Below are 24,502 nucleotides of genomic sequence, written 5' to 3'. Positions count from 1 at the left end.
GTTACAATTCGTTTCTTAATTTTTCAATCTGTTCGGCAAAGTAACTCTTTTTTTCGGGGAATTTAACAATTAGTTGCTCATAAATTTTGAGCGCTTTCTTGTGTTTGCCTTGTTTAATGAAGATGAGGGCCAGATTCTCTGAGGCCAGGTTCTTTTTGATTTTAGAGCTTTTGGCAGAAAGGTCTTCCTGCGGCTCACTCTTTTGCTGCAGGTGGGCCATGCTCTTAAGCTTGGGATTTGATTTTAAGAACTGGTCAATGATGCTCAGCTGCACATCCAGTTTGGTTACCGGCTTAACCACCTGCTCCATGGCCCCGTTGCCCTTCACGTGCTCCAGAATCAAATCTGGCTGGAAGTAATACGGCTTGGACGTGGTCAGTTCATCACGTAACTGAATGGTCTCGCCCATGCGGCTGGAGTCCATCCAATAGGCCAGGCTGTTGTGGTAGAAGATGCTTAGGTACGGGTCTTTCTCGGTTTCTACCTCTGGCATCCCTGTAGCTACGGGCGCCATTTGCAGCATAGGGAAGGAGCCCTGCTCGCCATCTAGAATGCGCTCTTCCTCTGCCTGCACGCCTTGCAAGCCCGCCACAAATCCTATCAGTTCCGGACTTACTGTTACCGGCTCGTCATAAGTTGCGGCAACTTCGGTCAGCTCTTCGGTGACAGGTTCCTCCTCTGGCAAGAACTCTAAAGGCTCTGGCTTAGAAGTGAGCTCAGAGATGATTTCAGCGTGGGTAAGGTTGACGCTAGGAATAGGAGCCGATAGCGTGGCCAGGCCGTCTATTTGCATTAAACTGAAAAGCTCGTCTTCCTCAACACCTGTGTCTGTTGCACCTAAATGCGTTCCTTGCGTAGAGGTAACTTCTTCTTTATCAAGAGTAGTATCTGCTTCTGATGAAAGCTCTGCATGAGAAGGGTGGTGCATTGCACCTTCTTCAAAAGCCTCATTGAAAAACGAAGAGATACTCTCAGGCTCAGAATATTCTTCTTGACCAACCTCTAAAGCGTCTGCTGCAAAAGGTTTTTGATAAGAAACTTTAGAAGAGGTTAATTCCTGAACCGCGTTGGTAATAAAGTCGGCCTCTATTTCTGCTTCATAGACGGCTTCCTTGTTTGCTAAGGATGCTTCTGGTTTAACAAACTCTTCGGTTGCTTCCAGACTGATAACAGATAAATCATCTTCTGCCTTTGCCTCTTCTGCATAAACCGCATCTGAGCCGGCTGTTAATGCATTGGCAAGCGCATTCTCCAAGTTTGGCCCCGATGTTTCCTCTTCAATACCCGCAAAGGCGTCTTCTGCGTCAATGGGCTTATTCAACTCAGAATCATTTTCTTGCCATGCGGACAGGATTTCGGTTGTCTCAAACTGTTCATTTCCATGAACGGACGTATGATAACCAAGGTCTTCAGAAGGCGTTGGCGCTTCTTTTACCAGTAAGTCTTCCAGGAATTCAGGGTCTGGCTCCTCAACCGGCTCCTCTAATGAGGTTGGTGATAGGGCCTCATCCACGGCGACTGTCTCTTCCAGATAAGCATCTTCCTGCTCAGAAGATACGTGCGCTTCTAATTGAAGATCTTCGGACTCAGAAAGTTCTTCCTCAAAGGTGAAGGCGTCTTCTATGTCTATAGATGGCTCTTCTATAGGTGCATCCTGTTGGTCATCCTCAGAAGACGGGTCTTCAATAGGTTGTTCCCTTGCACCATCTGCCTCTGTAGGCTCCTCAATTGTTGTAGGAATATCCACCTCGGTGTCTAGCAGATCTTCCTCGGTGAGGTTCTCCAAGGCCTGCAAGATTCCTTCTTCAGGAGCTACATCTGGAAAAGCGATTTTGGCCTCGTTTTCAGGAATTGAAGCAAAAACAGCAGGAGCCTCCTCTTCTAAGACTTCAACAGTAGGATGGAGGATAGGAGGCGCAAAGACAATACGCTTCAAAAGCTGGCGGTTAGAGGCATGAGCAGCCGCTCTGCGTAGCTTTTGGGTAGAGAGCATACTGCCCCGGTCATACGCAGCCTTGGCCAACAGAATATGAGCGGTCTGGCAATACGGGAACGACGCCACCAACTCTTCCAGGTCTTCTACTTCCTGGTCCTGGATAGGCGCTACTTGCCGTATAATGTTTAAAAAGGCCGCTTTATTCATGCGTATGGGTTGGTGCTGGGGTGCGAAGTTACCAGTTAGCGACGGTTTTTGTAAACACATTATAGATTAATCTATCCATGATCTGGTTGATCTGACTTCTGTTAATCTGGTTAATGTCTTGGTTAGCCGGGAAATCAAAGAAACTGTTAAAGCTTTGGTCAAAGCTGTTAGCCGGATTCTTTGTATCTGTATATCTAACTTGCACGGTAATGGTCAATCTGTTAGCGCCCGCCTGATCTAATCCGCCCTGGTTGGCGGGGCTGTCTGTGCGTTGAATTGCCGCCGGACTGAAAGAATAGCCCATGATCTGGCCCTCAATCTGTAAGTCGCCGCCTTGCGGAAGGACGCGCAGGTTGGTGTTTCTCTGGAAATAGTCCCTAAAATCTTCTGTCACCCACTGCTGCAAACTTGCCGGGCCCTGACCAGAGGCATTGTTAAAGTTAGTAATAGAAATGGTTTTAACCTCAGGAGAAATATTAGTACCCGAAAATGAGTAGCAACCGCCTAAGAAAAGCGTCAGGCAAAGCACCAATGTCCAGGCAGAGGCCTGCTTACATATCTTCAATATCATACTGTTTCAGTTTTCGGTATAAGGTCCTTTCAGAGATGCCTAAGTCACGGGCGGCGTATTTGCGCTTGTTGTTGTGTTTTTTGAGCGCCTTCAAAATCATCTCCTTTTCTTTATGTTCTAAAGAAAGGCTTTCTTCTTCGGTTTCATGCGTGATGTCTTCTACTTTTTCTTCGTAGTCATCCTCATCTTCATTCATGTCAATTACGTAGCCGTCGCGGCGCTCTGGTGCGCCTCTATAGACCGGGGAATGGGCTGAATTGTCTACCGGCCTGACTTCTTCAAACAGATGACTGTTGGCTTTTAAAAGTTCTGAGTCCTCTTGCTGGTGCGAAAGAATGTCAAAGACTAATTGCTTGAGGTCGTTCATGTCTTTGCGCATGTCAAAGAGCACTTTATAGAGCAAATCACGCTCAGAGAAATTGGTGGCCCCGTCTGCTGGTCGGTCGTGCGGCATCAAGGCAGGCAGTTGATTTACCTGTTCCTTGGGTAAGTATTTGCGTAAAGTGTCTGCCGTGATCTCCCGCTCATATTCCAGAACGGAAATTTGCTCCACAATATTCTTCAATTGCCTAATGTTCCCCGGAAAACGGTAGCGCAACAATTCCTGCACGGCCTCTGGCATCAAGGTGATGGGCTTTACATGGTAGCGCTCTGCAAAGTCACTGGCAAACTTCCTGAAAAGCAAATGCGTGTCCTCGCCGCGGTCCCGCAAAGGTGGCACTGAGATGGGAACGGTGTTCAAACGGTAGTACAAATCCTCCCTGAACTGCCCGCGCTCTACGGCCTGCATCAAGTTCACGTTGGTGGCGGCCACTACGCGCACATCGGTCTTCTGTACTTTAGAAGAACCAACTTTAATGAACTCGCCATTCTCCAACACGCGCAACAGGCGGGCCTGGGTACCCAAAGGCATTTCGCCAATCTCGTCCAAGAAAATGGTACCGCCGTTGGTTACCTCAAAATAGCCTTTTCGGGCTTCTTGGGCACCAGTAAAGGATCCTTTCTCATGGCCAAACAGCTCAGAGTCAATGGTACCTTCTGGAATGGCCCCGCAGTTAATGGCAATAAACTGGCCGTGTTTACGGGGACTCAAGTGATGGATGATCTTAGAAAAGGATTCCTTTCCGCTACCGCTTTCGCCGTTGATTAGCACGGTCATGTCTGTAGGCGCCACCTGTACCGCCACCTGAATGGCGTGGTTGAGCAAAGGCGAGTTGCCTATGATCCCAAACCGTTGCTTGACAGACTGAATCTCTTGTTCGCGCATGCGTTTGATGTGTAGATTTGAAAATGTGAAGATTTGGAAATGCCTTGCTAAGGCTTGTGAGGAAATTCATTTTCAAATTTCCCCATCTCCAAATTTTCAAATTATAGAATAGGTTCGCCAAACAGGGTGCCCACCGAACATCCCGTGATAAGGACATTCACGTAGTCGCCTTTTTTGAAATCCATTTTAGGAATGATGACCATTCTGTTCTTGTCATCACGGCCACTCAGCATTTCTTGAGAGCGCTTAGAGAAGCCTTCTAGCAACACTTTCTGTACTGTGCCTACCGTCTTCTCGTTTCTAATAAGAGAATAACTGCGTTGCAGGTCTATCACTTCCTGCAGACGGCGCTTCTTTACTTCTAATGGAATGTCATCTTCTAACTTGCGCGCAGCCAGTGTACCAGGGCGCTCAGAGTAGAAGAACATGTACGCGTAGTCATACTGCACGTAATCAATCAAGGTAAGCGTGTCTTTATGCTCCTCCTCGGTCTCGGTGCAGAAACCAGAAATCATGTCGGTAGAGATGGCACACTCGTCTCCTAGAATTCTGCGGATGGCGTCTACGCGGTCAATGTACCAGTTACGGTCGTAGGTGCGGTTCATCAAGTCCAGGATTCTGGAGTTACCGCTTTGAGCAGGTAAGTGAATGTATTTGCAGATGTTGTCGTACTTTTTCATGGTGTACAACACCTCATCTGTAATGTCTTTGGGGTGGGAGGTAGAAAAGCGCACGCGCAGGTCCGGACTGATCAAGGCTACACGCTCTAATAACTGAGCGAAGTTCACATGCTCAGCGCCATCTGCAGAAGTCCATTTGTAAGAGTCCACGTTCTGGCCTAGCAAAGTCACTTCTTTGTAACCATTCTTTACCAGTTCTTCGGCTTCGCGCACCACAGAATGGGCATCACGGCTGCGCTCACGGCCACGGGTAAAGGGTACCACGCAGAAAGAGCACATATTGTCACAACCACGCATGATAGAAACAAAAGCGCTCACGCCGTTACTGTTCAATCGGATGGGGTTGATGTCGGCGTAGGTTTCTTCACGGGACAACAAGACGTTTACCGCTTTTTGCCCGCTGTCTACTTCATTGATAAGGGAGGGAAGATCACGATAGGCGTCTGGACCAACTACCAGGTCCACCATTTTCTCTTCTTCTAGCAGGTTCTTCTTCAAGCGCTCGGCCATACAACCCAGCACGCCCACCATCATGCCGGGGCGCTTCTTCTTCATGTGCTGTAGTTGCAGCAAGCGGTGACGCACGGTGGTCTCGGCTTTCTCCCTGATGGAGCAGGTGTTCAGCAAGACAAGATCCGCTTGTTTCACGTCTGAGGTGGTATCAAAGCCGGCTTCAAAGAGGATAGAGGAGACGATCTCGCTGTCAGAGAAATTCATCTGGCAGCCGTAGCTTTCAATGTAGAGTTTCCGCGAACGACCCGTGAAGGTGTCTACGCTCACTTTGGTGTCACAAGAAGCGGCCGCCGCTTCATCAGGGGTGCGGCTATCTATAAAATCTAAGTCCAGAATGGGTGCGTGCATAACGTACTTGTAAAAAGACAAAGATACTGAAAACTGCGCGTTGATGACAGAATGTCAGTAGATTTTTATAGAGAGAAGCATCTGGAAGTTTACTTCTGTTCCAGCACCCGGGTAATGGCGGCGGCTTTTAAAAGGCACTCCTGGTATTCCTGCTCAGGGTCAGAGTCATAGGTGATGGCGCTACCTACTTCAAAGGATAGATACTGAGTCTGGGCATTGTACTGTAGGCTTCTAATCACCACATTGAAATCAAAATCGCCGTTGGGTAAAAAGTACCCGAAGCTCCCCGAATATAGCCCGCGCTTGGTCTTCTCGTATTTCTCAATCAATTCTAGGGCCTTAACCTTAGGAGCACCCGTCATGCTGCCCATCGGGAAAGTGGCTTTCAGGAACTCCATTACAGAAACGGAAGAGCCCACCTTTCCTATTATGGTAGAAATCATCTGCCAAACATACTGGAAAGGATAAAGACCAAATAGTTCTTCCACCTTAACCGTGCCGGTTTGGGCAATGCGGTTCAGGTCATTGCGCACCAAGTCTACAATCATCATATTCTCAGCCTGCTCTTTTTGGCTTGAGGCTAAGGCTTGTTTGTTGGCTTGGTCTAATTCTGGCGTAGCACCGCGTATGATGGTTCCTTTGATGGGCTGGGAGATGAGCAAGTCGCCTTCTTTTTTTAGGAATCGCTCTGGACTGGCACATAGCAGATAGCGATGCTCCAATTTCATAAACCCTGCAAAAGGAGTAGGAGAGGCGGCATTTAATTGCCAGAAGGTTGCTAAAAGGTCTATGGAAGCCTTTTCGGCAAAGAACTCCTGGCAGTAGTTGACTTCATAGACATCGCCTTCCAGAATATGGTTTCTCAAGCTTTCTACAGTCTGCAAGTAATCCTGCTTTTGAACGCGCGCTTGCGTTTTTAGGCTATTTTCTGGAAAAGAGGCCAAAAACGGCGTTTGGTTAATGGATGCTAGAATAGCTGCTGGATCTTCTGTGATGGAGGAAATACGCAGCTCATTTTCTGTCCATTCCACCCAGCTATCCGGCTTAAAGAAATACAGCTCCGGAAAACCAAGATGATCAGGATTATGGCTTTGGAGGTCTTCAACTTGGTTTTTGAGGTCGTAGGTCAGGTAACCTAGAATGGGCAAAGGCGATTTTTGGTCAAGCAAGGCTTGTAGTTCACCCAAGCTCAGTGCTACCCCGTCTTCAAAAGCACCGTGGGCCTTTCGTCTAACACCCAGCAAGTTCTGGAAGGCACCGTGCAGGTAGTGAATTTGGTTAGGCTCATAATAAGCGATTACCTCATGTGCTTGATGCGCCCACGCCAAGGCTTGCTGTTTCCATTGTAAAACAGAAACAGGTAGGTCTTGGTAGGAGATGCTGAGTTGGCGCATGAGCTAGAATGTTCTAATTAATAGCAACAAAAAGAGGATGACCTAGGCCATCCTCTTTTTGTTTTAAAGCAAGGTAGGTGTTATGCTACTACTGCTTTTTGTTCTACGTCTGCCAACACGCGTCCGCAGTGTTCACAAACAATGATCTTCTTTTTAGAGGCAATGTCTGACTGACGTTGCGGAGGAACCGTGTTAAAGCAACCACCACAGGCATCACGCTTCACAGCCACTACTGCAAGACCGTTGCGCACGTTCTTTCTGATTCTGTTGTAGGCCATCAAAAGACGCTCTTCAATGTGCTGCTTGGCTTCTTCTTTGGCGGCGTTCAACTTACGCTCGTCTTCTTCGCTCTCTTGTACCATTACCTGCAATTCTGCATTTTTGGTGTCAAGGTCTTTCTGGCGCTCAGATAGTTTAGACTTGGTCTCCTGAATGTCAGTGTTCTTCTGCTCAATTTGGAAGTTAGCCTCTCTTATTTTCTTCTCCTGAATCTGGATTTCCAGTTTCTGAAGCTCTACTTCTTTGGTAATGGCGTCAAACTCGCGGTTGTTGCGCACATTCTCCTGCTGCTCCTCATACTTTTTAATGAGTTTCTCTGCGTCCTTGATAGCCTGCTTGCGGTTGGCTATGTTCTGAACCAGGTCAGCAATCTCTTCATCAAACTTGCTTACGCGTACCTGGTAGCCGGCAATTTCATCCTCCAGGTCTCTCACTTCCTCAGGAAGGTCACCGCGTACACGCAGAATTTCGTCCAATTGAGAATCTAAGCTCTGAAGTCTTAGGAGTGCATCTAACTTACTTGCTACAGTACTTTCCATGTATATTATTAGCTGTGTCTGACTGGATTTGTATTGATATAGGACAAATTGACTGCAAAATTAGAAAAAGTTTTTATTAATATATCATAGAACAACTCTTTCGTATAAACTTCGCTTTCATAATGACCTACATCTATTAGGGCCATTTGAGTTCCCGCGTCAAAAAACTCGTGGTACTTTAAGTCGGCGGTCAAGAAGACCTGGGCACCTGCTTGTTTGGCATTTTTAATGAGAAAACTACCGGCTCCACCGCAGACTGCCACACGCTTGATGGGCTCTTTTGGCCAGGCAGTATGTTTAAAGGTAGTGATTTCCAGTGACTCTTTCACATGTTGGGCAAAGGCCTCTGGCGTCATGGCTTCTTTTAGTTCGCCTATCATGCCTGCACCCACTTCCTGGTTCTCGTTTTGCAAAGCTACCAGGTAGTGTGCGACCTCTTCATATGGATGCGCTTGCAGCAAGGCCCGCATGATTTGGTTCTGCTTAAAATTAGGGAAGACAACTTCTATTTTATTCTCAATAGTTTCTTCGGTTTTACAAGGCTCGCCAATGTGCGGATTGGCTTGGGCGGACGGAGTGAAACGCCCAGTCCCCGTAATCCTGAAACTGCAGTCTGAATACTCCCCAATTTGCCCGGCGCCCGCTGCGTGTAGCGCGTCCAACACTTTCTGGGTGTCTTCTAGGGGTACGTAGGTTTCCAGCTTGGTAAGCAGTTGAGTTTTAGGCGCCAAAATCCTAGGGTTTATAATGCCCAGTTTCTGGCAGAGCTTGGCATTGACGCCATTGTGCACATGGTCCAGGTTGGTATGGCAGGCATAGATGGCAATATTGTGCTGCAGGGCTTTCAGCAGTATGCGCTCTACCGGGTTCTTGCCTGTAAGGCTTTTTAAGGCTTTGAAAATGACCGGATGGTGAGCCACAATCAGATTGCAATTTCTTTCCAGTGCTTCTTGCACTACCTCTTCGGTGCAGTCCAGCGTCACCAATACACCAGTAACTTCTATGTCTGGGTTGCCTATTTGGAGGGAGGCGTTGTCATAAGACTCTTGATAGGCAGGAGGCGCATAGCGCTCCAGCACTTGAATGACTTCTTTGATCTGGGTCATAAGAATGCGGTGAGACCTTTGTCTGCAAAGAAAGGTAAATTTCAGTTACTTTTGCCCTGTATGGGTTCAATGCCGCGCATTCTACAATATCTCCTTATACCTTTTTCCTGGCTGTATGGCTTGGTAGTGGTAGTGCGCAATTATTTATACGATGCCCATCTATCCAGGTCATATCAAGCGCCCATACCGGTCATTTGCGTGGGCAACCTCACGGTGGGCGGCACTGGCAAGACTCCACAGGTGGAATACCTGGCGCGGCTTTTCAAAAATAAGAAAATTGGCATCTTAAGCCGGGGGTACAAGCGAAAAACCAAGGGCTTTGTGCTTGGAGATGCCCAAGCCACCGCGCTTACCCTAGGCGATGAGCCGTTTCAATACCTGCAAAGTCTGCCGTTTGTAAAAGTGGCCGTCTGTGAAAAACGCGCCGAAGGCATCCAAAGACTATTAACTGCATTTCCAGATTTAGAATTGATTCTATTAGATGATGCGTTTCAGCATAGAGCCGTTAAGGCCTCTTTTTACCTTTTGCTCACAGATTACAGCCGTTTGTTTACCAATGATTACTTGTTGCCAGCTGGTAGATTGAGAGAACCAAAGGCTGGCGCTAAACGGGCAGATGCAATAGTAGTGACTAAATGCCCAGAAAATCTGACCACCTTTCAGCAGCAAACAATAACCACAAAGGTTCAGGAGTTCATTAGGGCAGGCGTTCCCGTATTTTACAGCAAGATCCAGTATGGTCAGGCAATTGCCTTTGGCAAAGATTCTCCTCTGGCTAAGCAACTGATTCTGGTGACGGGCATCGTGAACGCCCAGCCTCTGGTCCAATATTTACAAGGGCAAGGGTTTGGAATTGTACACCATTTTAAAGGGGCAGACCACGCAGAATACAGTCCAGAACGTATAAAAGAAATTTACCAGTTTTGGGCGCAGCAACCTAACAAGGAGAATGTATCCATCTTGATGACACAGAAAGACGCCGTGAAATGGCAGCATCCTTCCGTCAAAAACCTCCTAGGCCAGATGCCCTTGTTTTATTTGCCCATTGTGAATGCCTTTTGGCCCCATGAACCTTCTTTTGATGCGTATATGCAGCAGGCTTTAACAGGTGAGGGGTTCCACATAAATTCTTAATTTTGACCGTGACTTTTAGAAAAATATTTATTGCGGCCACCCTGGTATGGGGAAGTTCTGTCCTGAGTTTACAGGCTCAAATCATTGACGACTCTACTAAGGCCATTTATGGCTCCAAGACCACCAGGGTTCTCTATGAGGCACAAATTTTTAAAGGCAATTACGCCTCAACGCCCATTGACACTTCCCTGACCAACCTGCACAGTTCCAGACACTGGTATTATGACTCCAGCTTGCAGCAGAACTTGGGCAACGTAGGTACCGCTTCGCAGCCTTTATTCTGGCGCATGCCGCTAACCTTGGGCACCCGTCCGGGCCGAAACGCCTTTGACATCTATGCCGTTCATCCGGAACAGGTAGAATACTATGACACCAAATCTCCCTTCACGTATTTAAATTATTATCAAGGGTCTTTAGGGGAGCAGATCTTCAGGGCCAAACACACGCGTAATGTAAACGCCCGGTGGAATGTAGGATTGGGTTTAGAGCGAATAGGCACTAAGCGTCAGATAGGCAATCCCAGGGATTATGACCTGGTGGACCATTACGGCCTGCAGGCTTTTACCCACTACTATAGCCCAAACGACCGCTACCGCATCATGGCTAATTACGCCATGACCACGCATGAGCAAATTGAGTCTGGCGGCATTAGACCAGTGACCAATGAGCCTAAAGACAGCCTGTTTGACTATAAAAGCGAGCCTGTCTGGTTAACTAATGCAACATCAAAGGAAAACCGCCACACGTTGCATGCCACCCAATGGTACAAACTACTGGGGTCGGGATTGCAGTTGTATCATACCTTGGACGGACTCTCTCAAGAAACCAGGTATGCAGACGAAGCAATCCCTTATAATACTAAGGAAAAAGCCGGTGACCTGGTATTTTATCCCAGAGTTATACTAGACCCCAATGAGACGCTGGACCAAACGCTTTACAGGCAGGTAGAAAACACGTTTGGCGTCATGGGCACCACCAAATACTTTGTGTACCGCGCCTACCTTAAAAGAAGAGACGGACAGTATCAGGTTACCTCCAGAAATTTGCTGGCCGCCTCACCGCGCACGTACCAAGAGGTAGGTCAAACGCAAAACATAGCTGAAAATTTTGTAGGCGGCGAGGCTCAGTTCAAGCTAAAGAATGACATCTATGTAACCACAGACGGTGAACTGCAAATTGGCGGAAACGATTACAAGCTCACGGCACAGGCCCGCTTTAAATGGCTGACCCTCAGCCAGACCCGTACCTCTTATTCTCCTACCTTGTTGCAGCGCGTACACTATAGCAATCACTTTGACTGGTTCAATAGCTTTGAGAACACCACCGCAGACCAGACCAAGGCGCAGATTGAAGTTTCGGCTTTCAATAATTACCTGCGGGCACAGGCACAGTACACCATCTTAAACAACCATGTGTACTTTCAGGACTCTTTAAGCGGGCGTCAGGCAGAGCCAGCCCAGACCAACAGAACCAATTTCTTGGTGCAGGCTAGCCTGCAGCATAGAGTGCATTGGAAGTTTTTGGTCTTAGACAATACGGTTCATTATAACAGCATCAATGGCCCTAAGGTCATAAGAATGCCAGAATGGTATTGGAACGGCAAATTGTATGCCCAAGGCCCCATGTTCAAGAATGCCATCACCGTGCAGGCAGGTGTAGAATCTAACTGGCATTCTGGTTATTACGCAGATGCCTACATGCCCGTCACGCAACAGTTTTATTTGCAGAATGATTTTAAGGTAACGCAATATCCTGTATTGGATTTGTTTTTAAACGCAGACATTAAAACCGTCAACCTGTTCCTGAAGCTCAGCCACCTCAACACGGTGACCTCTGCCTGGGAGCAAGGCTATTTCACCACCCCCATTTACACGGCTAATCCATTCAGTTTCGTCTTTGGGTTGCGCTGGAATTTCTATGACTAATTTTTGTGATGTGGAAATTTGAAGATGTGAAAATGGTTTTATCTTTTGTTTTTGGCTTATTTCCCAGAAAATAGGCCAAAAACGATTTATGCATAGATACTCTCAAATCTTCACCTCTTTAAATATCTAAATTTTCACATCAGCACATTTTAAAATTTTCACATTAATAAAGTGGCCAAGAGTATTTTAAAGCTTCAGCTTCCTACAGACCCACGCTGGGTAAACATTGCCGAGATGAACATTGAGGAAATCTTGGTGGACCATGCTTACTGTGAGCAGAAGGCGGCCAGTTCTGCCATTTCATTGATTGTCAAATATCCAGACAAGACCAAGTTGGTAGAGGAACTGACGGCCCTGGTAGCCGAAGAATGGAGCCACTTTGAGCGCGTGTTGGAAGAACTCAAGAAACGCGGTTATACCTTAGGCAGAAACCGAAACGATGAATATGTAGCCGAGCTAAGCAAGCACATTAGAAAAGGGGACAAGCGTGAGCGTCAACTGATGGACCATCTCCTGGTAAATGCCCTGGTGGAAGCCAGATCCTGTGAGCGCTTTAAACTGCTTTGGAAGAATATCCAGGATGAGGGCCTACAAAAGTTCTACTATGAACTGATGGTTTCTGAAGCAGCCCATTACGTAAGCTTCGTGAAACTAGCCAAGGAATACATGCCCAAAGAAGTAGTAGACGCCCGCTTCCAGGAACTGCTCCAAATAGAATCTGACATCATCTCCAAACTGAAATATCGACCTGACAGGATGCACTAACACTCTATTGCTGATTGTCAATTGTTGATTGTTAAGAATATTAAAGGAGTGCAAACTCAAAAAAGCGTTTTTAGCCTGTTTTCCGGAAAACAGGCTAAAAACGCTTTTTTGAGTTTGTAGCAATATGCAATTGACAATCAGCAATAGAGAATCACGTTTTCTGCTTCTTCTTTTTGGCCGCCGGGAAGAGGATGTTGTTGAGAATTAATCTATAGCCTGGAGAGTTAGGGTGTAAAGACAAGTCCGTAGGCTCTTCCTCAACTAAATGCTGGTAGTCTTCGGGGTCATGGCCGCCATAGAAGGTCCAGGTGCCTTTGCCAAACGTGCCGTGAATATAGCGGGCCTCGTCAATTGATTTGGTTTCACCCATCACCACTACATCAGACTTAATCAAGCGCTTCTTGAAACCTGTAGTCAGGCCCATAAATCCTTTAATAGTCTTGGCGTGGTTCTGGGTGAGCATGGTTGGAATAGGATCCCATTTAGCCGAGTAGGTGAACAGCTGAAAGTAGTCGTTGTCCTCGCGCAGCTGGCGTTCCAACTGGCCGTTGTCAATGTTGGAGAACTCAGGTTGGAACGGGTCCCTGATTAAGGTAAAGTCTTTGAAAGCAAAGGTGTTGTCAAAGTTGAGCTTACTTTGGGCTTGAGGGTCTGAGGGATCACCGTCAAACATGGATTCTGTGATGTCCACCCCAAAGGCCGCCAAAGAAATGTCATAGGTGTCCGTAGCCGAGCACATGGCAAACATGAAGCCGCCGCCCGCCGTAAAGTCCCTTATTTTCTGTACCACGGCACCTTTTAACTCCGGCACTTTCTTAAACCCGAAGCGCTTGGCAATGGCTTCGGCTTCGCGTTTCTGGTCCTGGTACCAGGGCGCGTTCCTAAAGGCAGCATAGAATTTTCCCTGCTGGCCGGTAAAGTCCTCATGGTGCAGGTGCAGCCAATCATACGTGGGTAGTTTGCCTTCCAACACCTCGGGGTCAAAGACAATGTCATACGGTATTTCAGCATAGGTAAGCACCAGGGTCACGGCATCATCCCAAGGTTGTTTGGACTTGGGGGAGTAGACCGCAATCTTGGGGGCCTTCTCTAGCTTCATGACGTCCATGTTGGACTCTTGGGCAGCAATCTCAGTTAGAATCTGGCCATACTGCGCATCAGATATGGTCTGGTAGCTGATGCCCCGCACCACCAATTCATTCTCTAGCTGCTGGGCCTGTTTAAACGCAAAAGCGCCGCCTTTGTAATTGAGCAGCCAATCAACCTCTACCTGACGTTGCAAGGCCCAATAGGCAATGCCATAGGCTTTTAAGTGATTCTTCTGCGTGTTGTCCATGGGCAGGAGCAGGTAGGACGCCCACCCAGCCTGAGCCGTCAAGCACCATCCCAAAAAAAGTAATAGTATGCGGCGCAACATCTTGATCAAGAATAAGTTTCAAACAAATTTAAGAAAAACAGGCTGTAAACAGGAAAACTAGTACTTTTATAACAGTAAGAAAGTAACAGGTTATACGACTAATAACCAAAGAGCAACAACCTCACCAAACTATGAATCTGTTAGAAAACGCAAAAGAGGGTTTCAAGTCCATTCAGGGCAACATGCTCAGGACAGTGTTAACCGCGTTGATTGTCTCCATTGGTATCATGTCTTTGGTAGGTATTCTAACGGCTATTGAGGGCATCAAGTATTCTGTGAGCAACACCTTTGCCAACCTGGGCGCCAATTCTTTTGACATTGAGAAAAAAGAGGACAACAACAGGCAGGGAGGCCGTCAAAGCAAACCGTATCCTCCCATCACCGAGTTTCAGGCCAAACAGTACAAAGGCCTCATGGCAGAGAAAGCCCGGGTGAGCCTTTCTACTTACGTTACCTGGAACGCTGCCGTAAAAGCCGGTAACATCAAGACCAATCCCAACATCACCATTGTGGGCGGAGATGAGAACTTCATGGTCAATGAAAACTATGATTTGGAGCGCGGAAGGCCTTTTTCTTCCATTGAACTAGAAGGCGGCGCGCCTGTGGCTATCATTGGCAAAGAGGTGGCTGAGAAACTCTTCCCCAAGCAGAACCCCGAAGGCAAAAGCCTGCTCACCCTGGGAAGACGCTTTAAAGTGGTGGGCCAGATCAAGAGCGAAGGCAGTGGCATGGGCGGTGGCGGCAGCAACCGTCTCATCATCATTCCGCTAGAGGCAGCCACCCAGATTCCAACGCAGAGCGCCTTAACCTTTAACATTAAATCTGCCATTCTGGGGAGCACCAGCCTGGCCTACGCCATGGAAGAAGCCACTGGCATCATGCGCAAAGTACGTCAGGACAAATTGGGGCAGGCCGACTCTTTTGAGATTAGCCGCAGCGACTCTGCCGCCCAGACCTTGGATAAGATTACAGGCTATTTACGCACGGGGGGCTTCTTGATAGGCTTTATTACCTTGCTAGGGGCTTCCATTGGCCTCATGAACATTATGATGGTGAGCGTAACGGAGCGTACCCGCGAGATTGGGGTTAGGAAAGCCTTGGGCGCTACCATCAAGCAGATTAGAGCGCAGTTCTTGATTGAGGCCATTGTCATCTGCCTCTTAGGCGGCGTGGCGGGAATCATCCTGGGCGTGTTGATGGGCAACGGTATTTCCATGCTCATTGGCCAAGGCGAGTTCTTTGTGCCGTGGCTATGGATGATGGTGGGCATGGCCATTTGCGTCTCTGTAGGCTTAGTGTCTGGCTATTACCCTGCGTACAAGGCCTCAAAACTTGATCCCATAGAATCTCTGCGCTACGAGTAGGCTTTAGCATTACGCCTAAGCAGCGTGTACTGATCTTACCTTTCATTTTACCTTTAATTCACTATGTTACTATTCATTGGAGAGCTGGTAGGTTTAAGTATTGTGACCCTTGTGATAATTTCCATCGTGCCCTTTCTATTATGGGTATGGGCGCTGATTGATATCTTGAAGAGTGACTTTAAAACCGATGTAGAGAAAATCATCTGGCTGTTGCTGGTTTTCTTCTTACCCTTTCTGGGCTGGATACTCTATGTGTTTATTGGCCGTGCCCAGCGCTTGAAAAGATACTCATAAATTAGCCGTCGTTTTTAGCCTATTTTCAGGAAAATAAGCCAAAAACACCTTTTTAAATGATCTGTAGAATTATCCAGAATACACTTTAGCCAATGCCAATAGCTATAAAACATCATTACTAAACCGCATAAAAAAAGCCTCACCGATTAGGGTGAGGCTTTTTTTATGCACCATATAAGTTTATTTCTTAGCAGGGGCTTTGTATTCTTCGTTCAAGCCTTTCAAGACGGCCTGGGTAATGTCTAGAGACTCATCACCGTACAAGATGGCACTGTTGCCCCGCGTATAAGAAAGAACCATTTTGTAGCCTTTCTCGGCGCTTAGCTTTTTAAGATAGGCTTCTACTTTGTCGTAGATCTTCTTCATTTCTTCGTTTTCTTCCTTGGCCAGTTGGTTGCTGGCGTTCTGGTTCTGGGCTTGCAGCTGCTGTTCTTTCTGGGCCAGGCGTTGCTCTGTGGCGGCGCGCTGCTCATTGGTCATGCCCTGACCGGCTTGTTGGTACTGGCCCACTTCTTTCTGGAAAGATGATGCCTTGCCACGCAACTCCTGCTCTAAGCGTTGCGACTTGGTCTTTAAACGCGCCTGGGCGTCTTTAAAATGCTGGTAGTTCTTAAGCAGTGAATCTGCGTTGATATAGACTACCTCTGGGCCTTTTACGGTAGGAGTAGCGGTTTCTTCGCCGGTTTCTGTTTTGTCTACCGTGGTAGTAGTGGCAGTGGTGGCAGAAGTGGTTGCAGGTGCAGAGTCATTCTTGCAAGAGGCCAACAACAAAGCGGCGGCGGCAACAGTCAAAAGGTTTTTAGTAATGTTCACTTGTAAAGGTTAATAAAGGTGGTGGTGTAAACTGAAAACCACAGATCAAATGCCTCAATATGATAACGGAGACACCTGGATCTGTGGTTTTCTTGATTCCGTTTTTATGCTTTTGTCGTGAAAATAGGCAAAAAACGGACGATGCGTTTAAAAAGAAGAAAATTAATTACCTCCGGCGCGGTTTAGCTCGTCCAGGTTGGTGTTTCTGCGCTTCATCTCAAACTTCTCACCTTTGTTAAAGCGGTAGCGCAGGTTCAGGCGCACGCTTTGGTTATAGTGGTACATGTCTATGGTGTTGGTGTTGCCCTGCACATCTGAATAACCTTGCATTCTGCGTGTTTTAAAGAGGTCGGTTACGTTCAAGGTCACGTCCAGCTGGTCTTTCAGGAAAGAGCGCTTTAGGCCCAAGTCTACAAACCAGGATGGATTGGTTCTGTACACGTTAAACACGCCCGCCCCCTGGTAACCGCCAGTCACCTCTAGTTTAAAGTTCTGCGGCAGCAAGATGTTAGAGTTACTCTGCGCCATGAACATCAGGCGGCTGTTTTGAATGTTCTCTTCTTTGATGAACGTGGTAAACTCCTGGTAGGCAAGCGTAGCATTGTTATTAATGGTCCATTTCTGGTTAACGGTAAGCGGCATAACCAAGGTGGCGTTCATAGTCTTGCTTTGCACGTTGCGCTGCATAAAGATAAGCTTGTTCTCGGCGGGGAACGGCTCTGGCACCTCTGTGATGGCATCTTTGGTATGCGCATATCCCATCACTAGGTTATAGCTTTTCTTAAACGTCTGCGTCACTTGGATGGAATGCGTGTACTGGGGCTTTAACTGCGGATTTCCTTTGGCATAGGTGTTGTCATCAATAAAGAACACAAATGGATTTAGGTGTTCATATCTTGGACGGTTTATGCGACGGCTGTAGTTGTAGCTAATCTGGTAATTCTCAGAGACACGCTGCTGTAAGAACACGCTCGGGAAGAAATCCAGATAGGTTCTAGGAGTCACCTTAGCATAAGGCAAGGAGTGTCCTTTAGAGTCGGTGTACTCGGCGCGTAAACCGGTTTGCATGGTCCATTTGCTACCCAGGCTTCTGCTAAAGTTTACGTAGCCGGCGTAAATGTTCTCATCATAGATGAAATGGTCTGTGCGGCCAAGGTCCAGGGTGCGCGTACCGTCTTCTACCTGATAGAAATCAATTTTATTATCTGACTGTACGTAGCTGGCTTTGGCACCCAACTCCAGTTTGCCTTTTATAGAAGCCAGAGGATGGGTAAAGTCAACTTTGGCGGCATAAATTTGATAAGAAGTAGGGTTAGTGTTCTCTAGTAGTTCCTGGTCAGTGGGTGTGGTATTGCCGGTGGTAAATTTCTTGTTCAGGAAATCCCCGAAGCTTTTGTCTGAAATGCGCACCACGTCAATATCTCCTGACAAAGTGGTCCCCATTGAGTCTAATTTGCCCAGGTAATGCAGGTTGCCACTTAGGTTGTGGAACTTGCTGTCATCATGGGTGAGGGTAGTGCTGTAGTTGGGCCCGAAGGAAGTATTAGTGTTTACGCCCGTGTTGGTGTTGTTAAGAGCCAGGTTCAAGGTGCCTCCAATGCTATGATTTTTGGTGACATCATAATCTGATCCTGCTCTGAGCGATTTAGAAAACTGACCGCCGTCTTCGCCTCCTTGCATGAACAGGCGAGTGTCTTCACCTTCTGGTTGTTTAAAGACCCGATCCATGGTAAAGGTTCTTTTTCTGGGGCGCTCTGCCACATCGGCGGTAATGAAAGAACTCCATTTGTCCTGCTTTAAATTCACGTTTCCGCCACCGTTATACCCGTGCTTGGTATTGTATTGGTAACCGCCATAGACGCTTCCATTCAGGCCGGTCATGGTGTTCTTCTTCAAGTTCAAATTAATGATGCCAGAAGTGCCTTCTGCGTCAAACTTAGCCGACGGGTTGGCAATGATTTCCAGGTTCTTCAAGTTTTCTGCGGGCATACCCTGTAGCATGGTCTGCAACTGCTTGCCATTTAAAAAGGTGAGCTTACCGTCTATCATCACTTGAACCCCGGCCTTGCCGTTCAACTGAATGTTGCCGTCCTGGTCTATCCATACGCCCGGGCTTTTGGACAAGACATCATAGGCCGTATTGCCGACAGCCATGGCCGTGTTCTCCACGCTCACCACCATCTTGTCGGCCTGCACGTCTACTGTGGGTCTTAGGCTCTGCACTACCACTTCCTTCAAGGCTTTGGCATCTTGCTGTAAGGTGATTTTCCCGAAGTCCTTTCCAAAACTTGAGTTGGTCACCTCAAACGCAGGCAAGTCAGTAGTAGCGTACCCCATGGCGCTTACCCGTAAAAAATATGTACCAGGAGCGGGGCATTTCATTTTAAAATCACCGGTTACTTCTACCGCCGCGCCGGTTACCAAAGAGGCGTCACTAGCTTTTAGGACAGTAATGGTACCATAGCTCATGGCTTCGCCTTTGTGGTCTACCACATGGCCCGTCAGAAAACCGGCGGTTTGGGCATTGCTGGGATGGCCGGCGGCCATCAGGAAAGTCAGGGAAAAGAAGAGGAGTACTAGCTTTTTCATGTTTTAAGGAAATAAGGATATAGATTACTTAAAGTACTATGCAATACAAGGTACACAGGCAAAAAAAAAGCCTACGGGCATACCAGTTCCACTGCTTTGATTGAACCCCAGCACAAGGCCGCAGAAGAAGCTAGCAGGAGAGAGGAAAGTAAGATGGTCTTGGTGGCAGAAAGAACTTCATACACTCTTTCTGTGGCTAACTTTTTGGAGGTGGATTTCTTTTTCATAGAAGGCGCAGTAAGTGTTTTGGTAATATTGATAGGACAAAGATATTATAAGGTACTATGTAACGCAAGGTACTGTTTCATTTTTAACAGAAATATTTTTTTTGCACCTGCGTTTATCACCTATAAGGACGGTTTTACAACCGCATTTTTTTAGTCAGAATCATAACTTAATGAAATATAGGAGTTAACAACCAGGGTATACCTTCAAAGTACCATGACGTATACCTGGGTTGCTCTAAATCATTCCTCCCCACCAAGGCCCAACATCTTAATAAGCAATGGTGGGGAGGAGGTCATCAGCCGCCCGCTCTGTTTAGTTCATCCAGGTTAGAGTTGCGTTTTTTCATTTCAAACTTCTCGCCTTTGTTAAAGCGGTATCTTAGGTTCAGCTTTAAGGTCTGGGCCCCGAAGTATTGGTCAAAGCCATTTATGTTCTCGCCAATGTTAGCGGCACCAATCACCCTTCTGGACCTGAAAATGTCTGTCACTGCCAGGGAAGCTTCTAACTTGTCTTGCCAGAAAGAGCGTTTGACCGCGGCGTCTACCCACCAGGTGGGATCTATTTTATAGAGACCGTACGCATTGGGGCCTTGGTAACCAGCATTCAGCTCCATTCTGATTTTTTCCGGTAATTGAATGTTGTGGTTGGAATTGACCATGTAGTAAAACTGCTTGTTTTCCTGCCTTGCTTGCTCTATCACAATTGAAAAGGCCTGGTATCCTGCCGTAAGGTTGTTGCTCATGTCCCATTTGCTGGACACCTTCACAGGGGCCACCACCGTCCCGAAGTAGGAGTCATGATCATCCACATTTCTTGGTCCAAACACCGTGGTGTTGGTTTCATTGCGTTGAATGGGAATCTCGGCTATAAAATCTGTGGTTTTTGAATACCCCAATGTTAGGATGTAGGTATTTTTCCAGGTCTGGGACACCTGCACCGAATTGGAGTACTGAGGCCGCAGGTAAGGGTTTCCCTGAGCCCACGTCAAAGGATCCAGGTAGAAGACAAACGGATTGAGCCTGTCATAATTAGGTCGCTGAATGCGGCGACTGTAGTTATACGTGATCTGGTAGTTGTCATTGACCTTCTGCTGCAAGAACACGCTCGGGAAGAAGTCCAGATACTCCTTTGGAGTGGTTTCATTCAAGGTCACAGAATGTCCTTCTGACAATGTTTGTTCAGCCCGTAACCCGGCCTGCACGCTCCAATGGGTACCCAAATTCATGGTGTAATTCAGGTAGCCGGCAAAAATGTTTTCCTGGTATATGAAGTGGTTACTGCGTTGCGCATCATTGGCTTTCCAGTTACCGTGTTGGGCATAAAACTTGAGCTGGTTATCAGACTCTACATAACTGGCTTTTACCCCGGCCTCCAGCTTGCTCTTGTTTAAGAATTTCTTAGTATAGTCTGCCTTGGCCGCGTAGATGGAGTATCTGGTGGGGTTGTCACTGCCCAGGCTTTCTTGCTGGAAAGATTGCGCACTCGCCAGCCGGGAGTAGGTGTTAAAGAACCTTGAGTTGTCTTGGTCCAGTATGGTCACGTGGTCAATGTCTGCGGACAGGGTGCTGCCCAAGGTATCAACTTTGTAAAGGTAATGCCCGTTAAGCGTCCCGTTGTAATACCGACCGTCTATGGTGTTGCGTGCTTCTATGTACTGGCTGTTGGCTTGGTTCTGCTGTAGTAAAAAGGTATTGGTGTTATAGAAGTTGTCAAAGGTGAGGCTGGTCCAGTTATAGGCAAAACCCACGCTGTGCTTAGGTGAGAGGTCCACGTCTGCCCCAAGCCGAACAGAAGGAATGTCCCGGATGCCTTCCTCTTCACCCACCTGGTCAAAGATTGTAGCCCGCTCAGCGTCTCTAAACTCCCGGTACATGGTGTTGGTCCTTAGGTTTACCCGGCGTGCAAAATCAAGGCTGGCAAAAGAGCTCCAGTTCTTTTCTTTGTAATTCACGTTTCCGCCTACCTGGTAGCCGTGCAGGCTGTTGTACTGGTAGCCCGTGTAAATGCTCCCGTTTAGGCCTGTCTGGGTGTTTCTCTTTAAGTTGATGTTAATGATGCCCGAGTTGCCTTCGGCGTCAAACCTGGAGGAAGGGTTGCTGATGATCTCTAAATCCTTCACGTTGTCGGCGGGCATGCTTTGCAACATGGTTTGCAGTTGTTTGCCAGACAGGTAGGTTAATTTGCCGTCTAACATCACCTTCACCCCGGCTTTGCCATTTAACTGAATGTTGCCTTCCTGGTCTATCCAAACCCCCGGCGACTTGGCCAGCACCTCCAGCGCCGTGCTTCCGGCGGCCATGGCCGTTCCTTCAACACTCACCACCATTTTATCTGGGTGGTTGGTAATGGTGGGGCGCATGGCCTCAATGGTAACCTCATTCAACTGCTTGGCATCTGCCTTAACCACCAACGTGCCAAAATCCTTGCTAAAAGAACCGCTAGTCACCGTGAAAGAAGGCGTTTCTAGGGTGGCAAAACCCATTACACTGATCTTTAAGTGGTAAGTACCCGGGGCAGGAGCAGGCATCTTAAAAGTACCGTCAACCTCTACACCTGCACCATTCACGACTGCCGCAGAAGCATTATTGACCAGAGCGACGGCCCCGTAACTAAGAGGCTCGCCTTTCTCATCTTTGATGGTACCCGTTAAAAAGCCGTTTGACTGACCCGCCCCAAGCAAGGGTAGGCAGATAAAGAGAAAAGAAAAAAGTACGGAGAAAATGTTTTTCATAGAAGTTTAGTAAGAAAAGCGTGAATACACCTAGTAGCTAGCCGCAGATATACCATAGATGACCCGAGGTGCCGGTTGGTTGCCTGTTGGTTTAAACTTTTTTTAGCTAGCCCTATTAATGGTTTGGGCATAGTCAGCCATTAGTCCATGCCTTTACAAACGTATTGCCAAAAAGATATTAAGACTATAAACCCTTGTTTTACAGTATGTTAAAAATTTCTGCATCTCACTAGCTGTTCAGAATTGAACAACCATTGACCGGTTACGAACGGAAGATGACGTAGTACAGACTGAGCGGAAAAGGATAGAGGCTACCTGCCGATTTTGGGCTGTTTTCTGAAAATAAGGCTAAAAACGGTTATTGCTCCTGGTGGAATTGCGCATGGTAGAATTTTAGGTAAACAACCTGAAAGAAGAGCGCAGTATTGAAACAGGAGAGACGTTTCTGCATCTTTGCCGTAGGAGAATTTTCCTTTCTTACACTTGCGTATGCATCAACCTGCCCCTGTTTCACCTATACCGCCCAAGACCAGTTTCTTAAAAAGAATAGGACTTGACGGCTTCCTGATAGGCATTTTAACGGCCATTTTTTTGGCTTACTTATATCCCGCCTTGGGCGCTGAAGATGGACCTCTGCCTATTAGCCAGGTCACCACGTATGGCGTTTCTCTTATTTTCTTTTTCTATGGCTTGCGGTTGAGTCCCACCAAACTGAAAGCCGGCCTGAAGGATTGGCGCTTGCATGTTGTCGTGCAGGCAGGCACGTTTTTGCTTTTCCCGTTGGTAGTATATGGGGCCTATCTGCTGTTGCCCTCCTTTGACAATCCAATGCTTTGGGTGGGAATTTTCTATGTAGCGGCCTTACCGTCTACGGTGTCCTCCTCAGTGGTGATGGTGTCTATTGCCGGCGGAAATATTCCCAGCGCCATCTTCAACGCCAGCATCTCTAGCTTGATTGGCGTATTCATGACACCCTTCTGGATGAGCCTGTTCCTGAGCACCAGTGCGGCCGGCGACATGGATTTGACCCAAATCTTTTTTAAGCTCCTGTTACAAGTAGTCTTACCCGTAACGCTGGGGATTCTGCTTCACCATAGGTTTGGCCAATGGGCCGAAAAACACAAAGCCCGGCTTAAATTATTTGACCAGAGTATCATCCTGCTCATCGTGTATGCGTCCTTTTGCGACTCCTTCGCGCAGAATCTGTTTGACACATTGAGCACATGGCATCTGGGTTTGCTGGGCCTGTCTATGGTGGCGTTGTTCTTTGTGGTGTTTGCCTTGTTGCAAGGGCTGAGCAAACTGTTGGGCTTTACCCGTGAGAATACCATTACGGCCGTTTTCTGCGGTTCTAAGAAATCATTGGTGCATGGCACGGTCATGTCTAAAGTGATTTTTCCGGGGGTGGCTTCCTTGGGCATCATCTTACTACCGCTTATGCTATACCATGCGCTCCAGTTAATCATAGCCAGCATCCTTGCCCAGCGCTTTTCCAGACAGCAGGTAGTAGAAACTGCAATACCATAAAAGGAATCCGTTTTTGGCTTGATTTGGCTAAAAGAGGCCAAAAACGATAGTCCTAACAAAGCCCAAACCATAATAGGGTTTGAGCTTTGTTATGGCTATTACAACCTAATCAGTTTCATCTAAACTGAACAACTCCTCTACCTTCTTACCTAATACCTGCGCTACTTTTAAGGCCAGCACCGTAGACGGGATGTACTTATTGCTTTCCATGGCATTAATGGTCTGCCGGCTAACGCCAATCTTTTTGGCCAGATCCTCCTGGGTTAGTTTTAGGGCCACCCGTTCATTGCGCACGTTATTCTTCATACGCGGATAGTTTTGACGCCTTATACAAGACCAGGTGGAACCTTACCAAGAACAGCAGCATGAGCGTGAACAAGTTGTACACCATGACTTGGTAAAAGCCAATGCCGTAAATAAAGAACAAGCAGAAGATTAGAAAGCCAGCGTTTACATACGTGGCCCAAAGCAGGGACTCCAACCGAAGTTTGCCGATATACTCATCTTCTTCTTTTACCTCAGAACAGGCTACCAAGATGGTGCTTACTATCAGGAGACAAGCAATGATTTCATCTGCCAGGTTAGTTTCTCTCATTTTAAAGACTTCTTTCGTTCCCTCTTCATCACCTAGCATTTTAGGGTCATATAAAGCAAAAACATCCATGTCAAGCCAAGAGGGTGCAGAAATCATCTCGCTTGTTAGGAGAAGGCCCAGGACTAGGGAAGGGATTAGAAGTATCCAGCCCAGTTTCTTAAACCGATGCGGGAAAAGATAACGTGTTTTCATATGATGTAAAGTTTGCTTGACAAATGTAAAGTATATTTTACAATTGTCAAGCAAACTTTACATTTTATTTTAAAGCATAAAAAAAGCC

The 24,502-nt window shown here is 47.2% G+C and carries 20 protein-coding genes; 6 read left to right on the top strand and 14 right to left on the bottom strand.

The genetic code is table 11. The features are described from left to right. Nucleotide 1: 1 nt before the first annotated feature. From ABD880_RS03430 to ABD880_RS03400, 7 genes are all read right to left on the bottom strand, one after another. A complete protein-coding gene (locus ABD880_RS03430) occupies nt 2-2,143 on the bottom strand; it encodes a hypothetical protein (RefSeq protein WP_345162364.1) in 2,142 nt (713 codons plus the stop codon). A gap of 28 nt (nt 2,144-2,171) precedes the next feature. Then, a complete protein-coding gene (locus tag ABD880_RS03425; protein WP_345162362.1) occupies nt 2,172-2,714 on the bottom strand; it encodes an LptE family protein in 543 nt (180 codons plus the stop codon). Continuing rightward, the gene (locus tag ABD880_RS03420) at nt 2,695-3,981 is read right to left on the bottom strand and encodes a sigma-54 interaction domain-containing protein (RefSeq protein ID WP_345162360.1); all 1,287 of its coding nucleotides are present in this window, start codon (nt 3,979-3,981) and stop codon (nt 2,695-2,697) included. The genes ABD880_RS03425 and ABD880_RS03420 overlap by 20 nt, the downstream gene beginning before the upstream one ends. Before the next feature lie 101 nt (nt 3,982-4,082). Next, nucleotides 4,083-5,522, bottom strand: a complete 1,440-nt coding sequence (gene miaB / locus ABD880_RS03415) for a tRNA (N6-isopentenyl adenosine(37)-C2)-methylthiotransferase MiaB (protein ID WP_345162358.1) — start codon at nt 5,520-5,522, stop codon at nt 4,083-4,085. A gap of 89 nt (nt 5,523-5,611) precedes the next feature. Then, nucleotides 5,612-6,916 carry an anthranilate synthase component I family protein gene (locus tag ABD880_RS03410; RefSeq protein WP_345162356.1) on the bottom strand — a complete coding sequence of 435 codons (1,305 nt, stop codon included), beginning with the start codon at nt 6,914-6,916 and terminating at the stop codon, nt 5,612-5,614. Between the two features lie 80 nt (nt 6,917-6,996). Then, nucleotides 6,997-7,734: a zinc ribbon domain-containing protein gene (locus tag ABD880_RS03405; RefSeq protein WP_345162354.1), complete on the bottom strand. Its 738-nt coding sequence runs from the start codon at nt 7,732-7,734 to the stop codon at nt 6,997-6,999. A gap of 8 nt (nt 7,735-7,742) precedes the next feature. After that, nucleotides 7,743-8,840, bottom strand: coding sequence for a Nif3-like dinuclear metal center hexameric protein (locus ABD880_RS03400; RefSeq protein ID WP_345162352.1), 1,098 nt, complete (start codon nt 8,838-8,840; stop codon nt 7,743-7,745). Between the two features lie 69 nt (nt 8,841-8,909). Here ABD880_RS03400 and lpxK point away from each other — a divergent pair, with 69 nt between their 5' ends. The 3 genes from lpxK (at nt 8,910) to ABD880_RS03385 (ending at nt 12,664) form a co-directional block, all read left to right on the top strand. Continuing rightward, nucleotides 8,910-9,974 carry a tetraacyldisaccharide 4'-kinase gene (gene lpxK / locus ABD880_RS03395; protein WP_345162350.1) on the top strand — a complete coding sequence of 355 codons (1,065 nt, stop codon included), beginning with the start codon at nt 8,910-8,912 and terminating at the stop codon, nt 9,972-9,974. An 8-nt stretch (nt 9,975-9,982) separates the two neighbouring features. Continuing rightward, the gene (locus ABD880_RS03390) at nt 9,983-11,899 is read left to right on the top strand and encodes a putative porin (RefSeq protein ID WP_345162348.1); all 1,917 of its coding nucleotides are present in this window, start codon (nt 9,983-9,985) and stop codon (nt 11,897-11,899) included. Nucleotides 11,900-12,070: 171 nt separating this feature from the next. After that, entirely contained in the window at nt 12,071-12,664 is a 594-nt protein-coding gene (locus ABD880_RS03385) for a MiaE family protein (protein WP_345162346.1), read from the top strand. Between the two features lie 151 nt (nt 12,665-12,815). Here ABD880_RS03385 and ABD880_RS03380 read toward each other — a convergent pair whose 3' ends face one another. Next, nucleotides 12,816-14,081, bottom strand: a complete 1,266-nt coding sequence (locus tag ABD880_RS03380) for an asparagine synthetase B (protein WP_345162344.1) — start codon at nt 14,079-14,081, stop codon at nt 12,816-12,818. Between the two features lie 131 nt (nt 14,082-14,212). Here ABD880_RS03380 and ABD880_RS03375 point away from each other — a divergent pair, with 131 nt between their 5' ends. Together ABD880_RS03375 and ABD880_RS03370 are read left to right on the top strand one after the other, a co-directional pair. Then, nucleotides 14,213-15,445 carry an ABC transporter permease gene (locus tag ABD880_RS03375; RefSeq protein WP_345162342.1) on the top strand — a complete coding sequence of 411 codons (1,233 nt, stop codon included), beginning with the start codon at nt 14,213-14,215 and terminating at the stop codon, nt 15,443-15,445. A 63-nt stretch (nt 15,446-15,508) separates the two neighbouring features. Then, entirely contained in the window at nt 15,509-15,739 is a 231-nt protein-coding gene (locus ABD880_RS03370) for a PLDc N-terminal domain-containing protein (RefSeq protein WP_345162340.1), read from the top strand. A 180-nt stretch (nt 15,740-15,919) separates the two neighbouring features. Here ABD880_RS03370 and ABD880_RS03365 read toward each other — a convergent pair whose 3' ends face one another. From ABD880_RS03365 to ABD880_RS03350, 4 genes are all read right to left on the bottom strand, one after another. Continuing rightward, nucleotides 15,920-16,552: an OmpH/Skp family outer membrane protein gene (locus tag ABD880_RS03365; RefSeq protein WP_345162338.1), complete on the bottom strand. Its 633-nt coding sequence runs from the start codon at nt 16,550-16,552 to the stop codon at nt 15,920-15,922. Nucleotides 16,553-16,714: 162 nt separating this feature from the next. Then, the gene (locus ABD880_RS03360; protein ID WP_345162336.1) at nt 16,715-19,141 is read right to left on the bottom strand and encodes an outer membrane beta-barrel protein; all 2,427 of its coding nucleotides are present in this window, start codon (nt 19,139-19,141) and stop codon (nt 16,715-16,717) included. A 71-nt stretch (nt 19,142-19,212) separates the two neighbouring features. Beyond that, the gene (locus tag ABD880_RS03355) at nt 19,213-19,368 is read right to left on the bottom strand and encodes a hypothetical protein (RefSeq protein ID WP_345162334.1); all 156 of its coding nucleotides are present in this window, start codon (nt 19,366-19,368) and stop codon (nt 19,213-19,215) included. A 296-nt stretch (nt 19,369-19,664) separates the two neighbouring features. Further along, nucleotides 19,665-22,100, bottom strand: a complete 2,436-nt coding sequence (locus tag ABD880_RS03350; protein WP_345162332.1) for a TonB-dependent receptor domain-containing protein — start codon at nt 22,098-22,100, stop codon at nt 19,665-19,667. A gap of 489 nt (nt 22,101-22,589) precedes the next feature. Between ABD880_RS03350 and ABD880_RS03345 the strand changes: the two genes are divergently transcribed. Further along, nucleotides 22,590-23,627, top strand: a complete 1,038-nt coding sequence (locus ABD880_RS03345; protein ID WP_345162331.1) for a bile acid:sodium symporter family protein — start codon at nt 22,590-22,592, stop codon at nt 23,625-23,627. A 105-nt stretch (nt 23,628-23,732) separates the two neighbouring features. Here ABD880_RS03345 and ABD880_RS03340 read toward each other — a convergent pair whose 3' ends face one another. Both ABD880_RS03340 and ABD880_RS03335 read right to left on the bottom strand, forming a co-directional pair. Then, nucleotides 23,733-23,933 (bottom strand): helix-turn-helix transcriptional regulator, encoded by a 201-nt coding sequence (locus ABD880_RS03340; RefSeq protein WP_345162329.1) that lies wholly within the window; start codon nt 23,931-23,933, stop codon nt 23,733-23,735. Continuing rightward, on the bottom strand, nt 23,923-24,414 hold the full coding sequence (locus ABD880_RS03335) for a hypothetical protein (protein WP_345162327.1): 492 nt from the start codon (nt 24,412-24,414) through the stop codon (nt 23,923-23,925). Before ABD880_RS03335 ends, ABD880_RS03340 begins: the two co-directional genes overlap by 11 nt. Nucleotides 24,415-24,502: the final 88 nt, after the last annotated feature.

The organism is Nibribacter koreensis, assembly GCF_039541795.1.
GTDB classification, from domain to species: domain Bacteria; phylum Bacteroidota; class Bacteroidia; order Cytophagales; family Hymenobacteraceae; genus Nibribacter; species Nibribacter koreensis.
The sequence above is the reverse complement of the archived record's forward strand: the minus strand, read 5'-3'. Positions and strand labels throughout refer to the sequence as shown.

What these genes read in the sequence shown, in the direction of transcription:
- ABD880_RS03410 (WP_345162356.1), bottom strand. Translation starts at nt 6,916, where the DNA reads ATGCGCCAACTCAGCATCTCCTACCAAGACCTACCTGTTTCTGTTTTA.
- ABD880_RS03355 (WP_345162334.1), bottom strand. Translation starts at nt 19,368, where the DNA reads ATGAAAAAGAAATCCACCTCCAAAAAGTTAGCCACAGAAAGAGTGTAT.
- ABD880_RS03430 (WP_345162364.1), bottom strand. Translation starts at nt 2,143, where the DNA reads ATGAATAAAGCGGCCTTTTTAAACATTATACGGCAAGTAGCGCCTATC.
- ABD880_RS03425 (WP_345162362.1), bottom strand. Translation starts at nt 2,714, where the DNA reads ATGATATTGAAGATATGTAAGCAGGCCTCTGCCTGGACATTGGTGCTT.
- ABD880_RS03375 (WP_345162342.1), top strand. Translation starts at nt 14,213, where the DNA reads ATGAATCTGTTAGAAAACGCAAAAGAGGGTTTCAAGTCCATTCAGGGC.
- ABD880_RS03400 (WP_345162352.1), bottom strand. Translation starts at nt 8,840, where the DNA reads ATGACCCAGATCAAAGAAGTCATTCAAGTGCTGGAGCGCTATGCGCCT.
- ABD880_RS03335 (WP_345162327.1), bottom strand. Translation starts at nt 24,414, where the DNA reads ATGAAAACACGTTATCTTTTCCCGCATCGGTTTAAGAAACTGGGCTGG.
- ABD880_RS03420 (WP_345162360.1), bottom strand. Translation starts at nt 3,981, where the DNA reads ATGCGCGAACAAGAGATTCAGTCTGTCAAGCAACGGTTTGGGATCATA.
- ABD880_RS03345 (WP_345162331.1), top strand. Translation starts at nt 22,590, where the DNA reads ATGCATCAACCTGCCCCTGTTTCACCTATACCGCCCAAGACCAGTTTC.
- lpxK (WP_345162350.1), top strand. Translation starts at nt 8,910, where the DNA reads ATGCCGCGCATTCTACAATATCTCCTTATACCTTTTTCCTGGCTGTAT.
- ABD880_RS03370 (WP_345162340.1), top strand. Translation starts at nt 15,509, where the DNA reads ATGTTACTATTCATTGGAGAGCTGGTAGGTTTAAGTATTGTGACCCTT.
- ABD880_RS03340 (WP_345162329.1), bottom strand. Translation starts at nt 23,933, where the DNA reads ATGAAGAATAACGTGCGCAATGAACGGGTGGCCCTAAAACTAACCCAG.
- ABD880_RS03360 (WP_345162336.1), bottom strand. Translation starts at nt 19,141, where the DNA reads ATGAAAAAGCTAGTACTCCTCTTCTTTTCCCTGACTTTCCTGATGGCC.
- ABD880_RS03380 (WP_345162344.1), bottom strand. Translation starts at nt 14,081, where the DNA reads ATGTTGCGCCGCATACTATTACTTTTTTTGGGATGGTGCTTGACGGCT.
- ABD880_RS03350 (WP_345162332.1), bottom strand. Translation starts at nt 22,100, where the DNA reads ATGAAAAACATTTTCTCCGTACTTTTTTCTTTTCTCTTTATCTGCCTA.
- ABD880_RS03405 (WP_345162354.1), bottom strand. Translation starts at nt 7,734, where the DNA reads ATGGAAAGTACTGTAGCAAGTAAGTTAGATGCACTCCTAAGACTTCAG.
- miaB (WP_345162358.1), bottom strand. Translation starts at nt 5,522, where the DNA reads ATGCACGCACCCATTCTGGACTTAGATTTTATAGATAGCCGCACCCCT.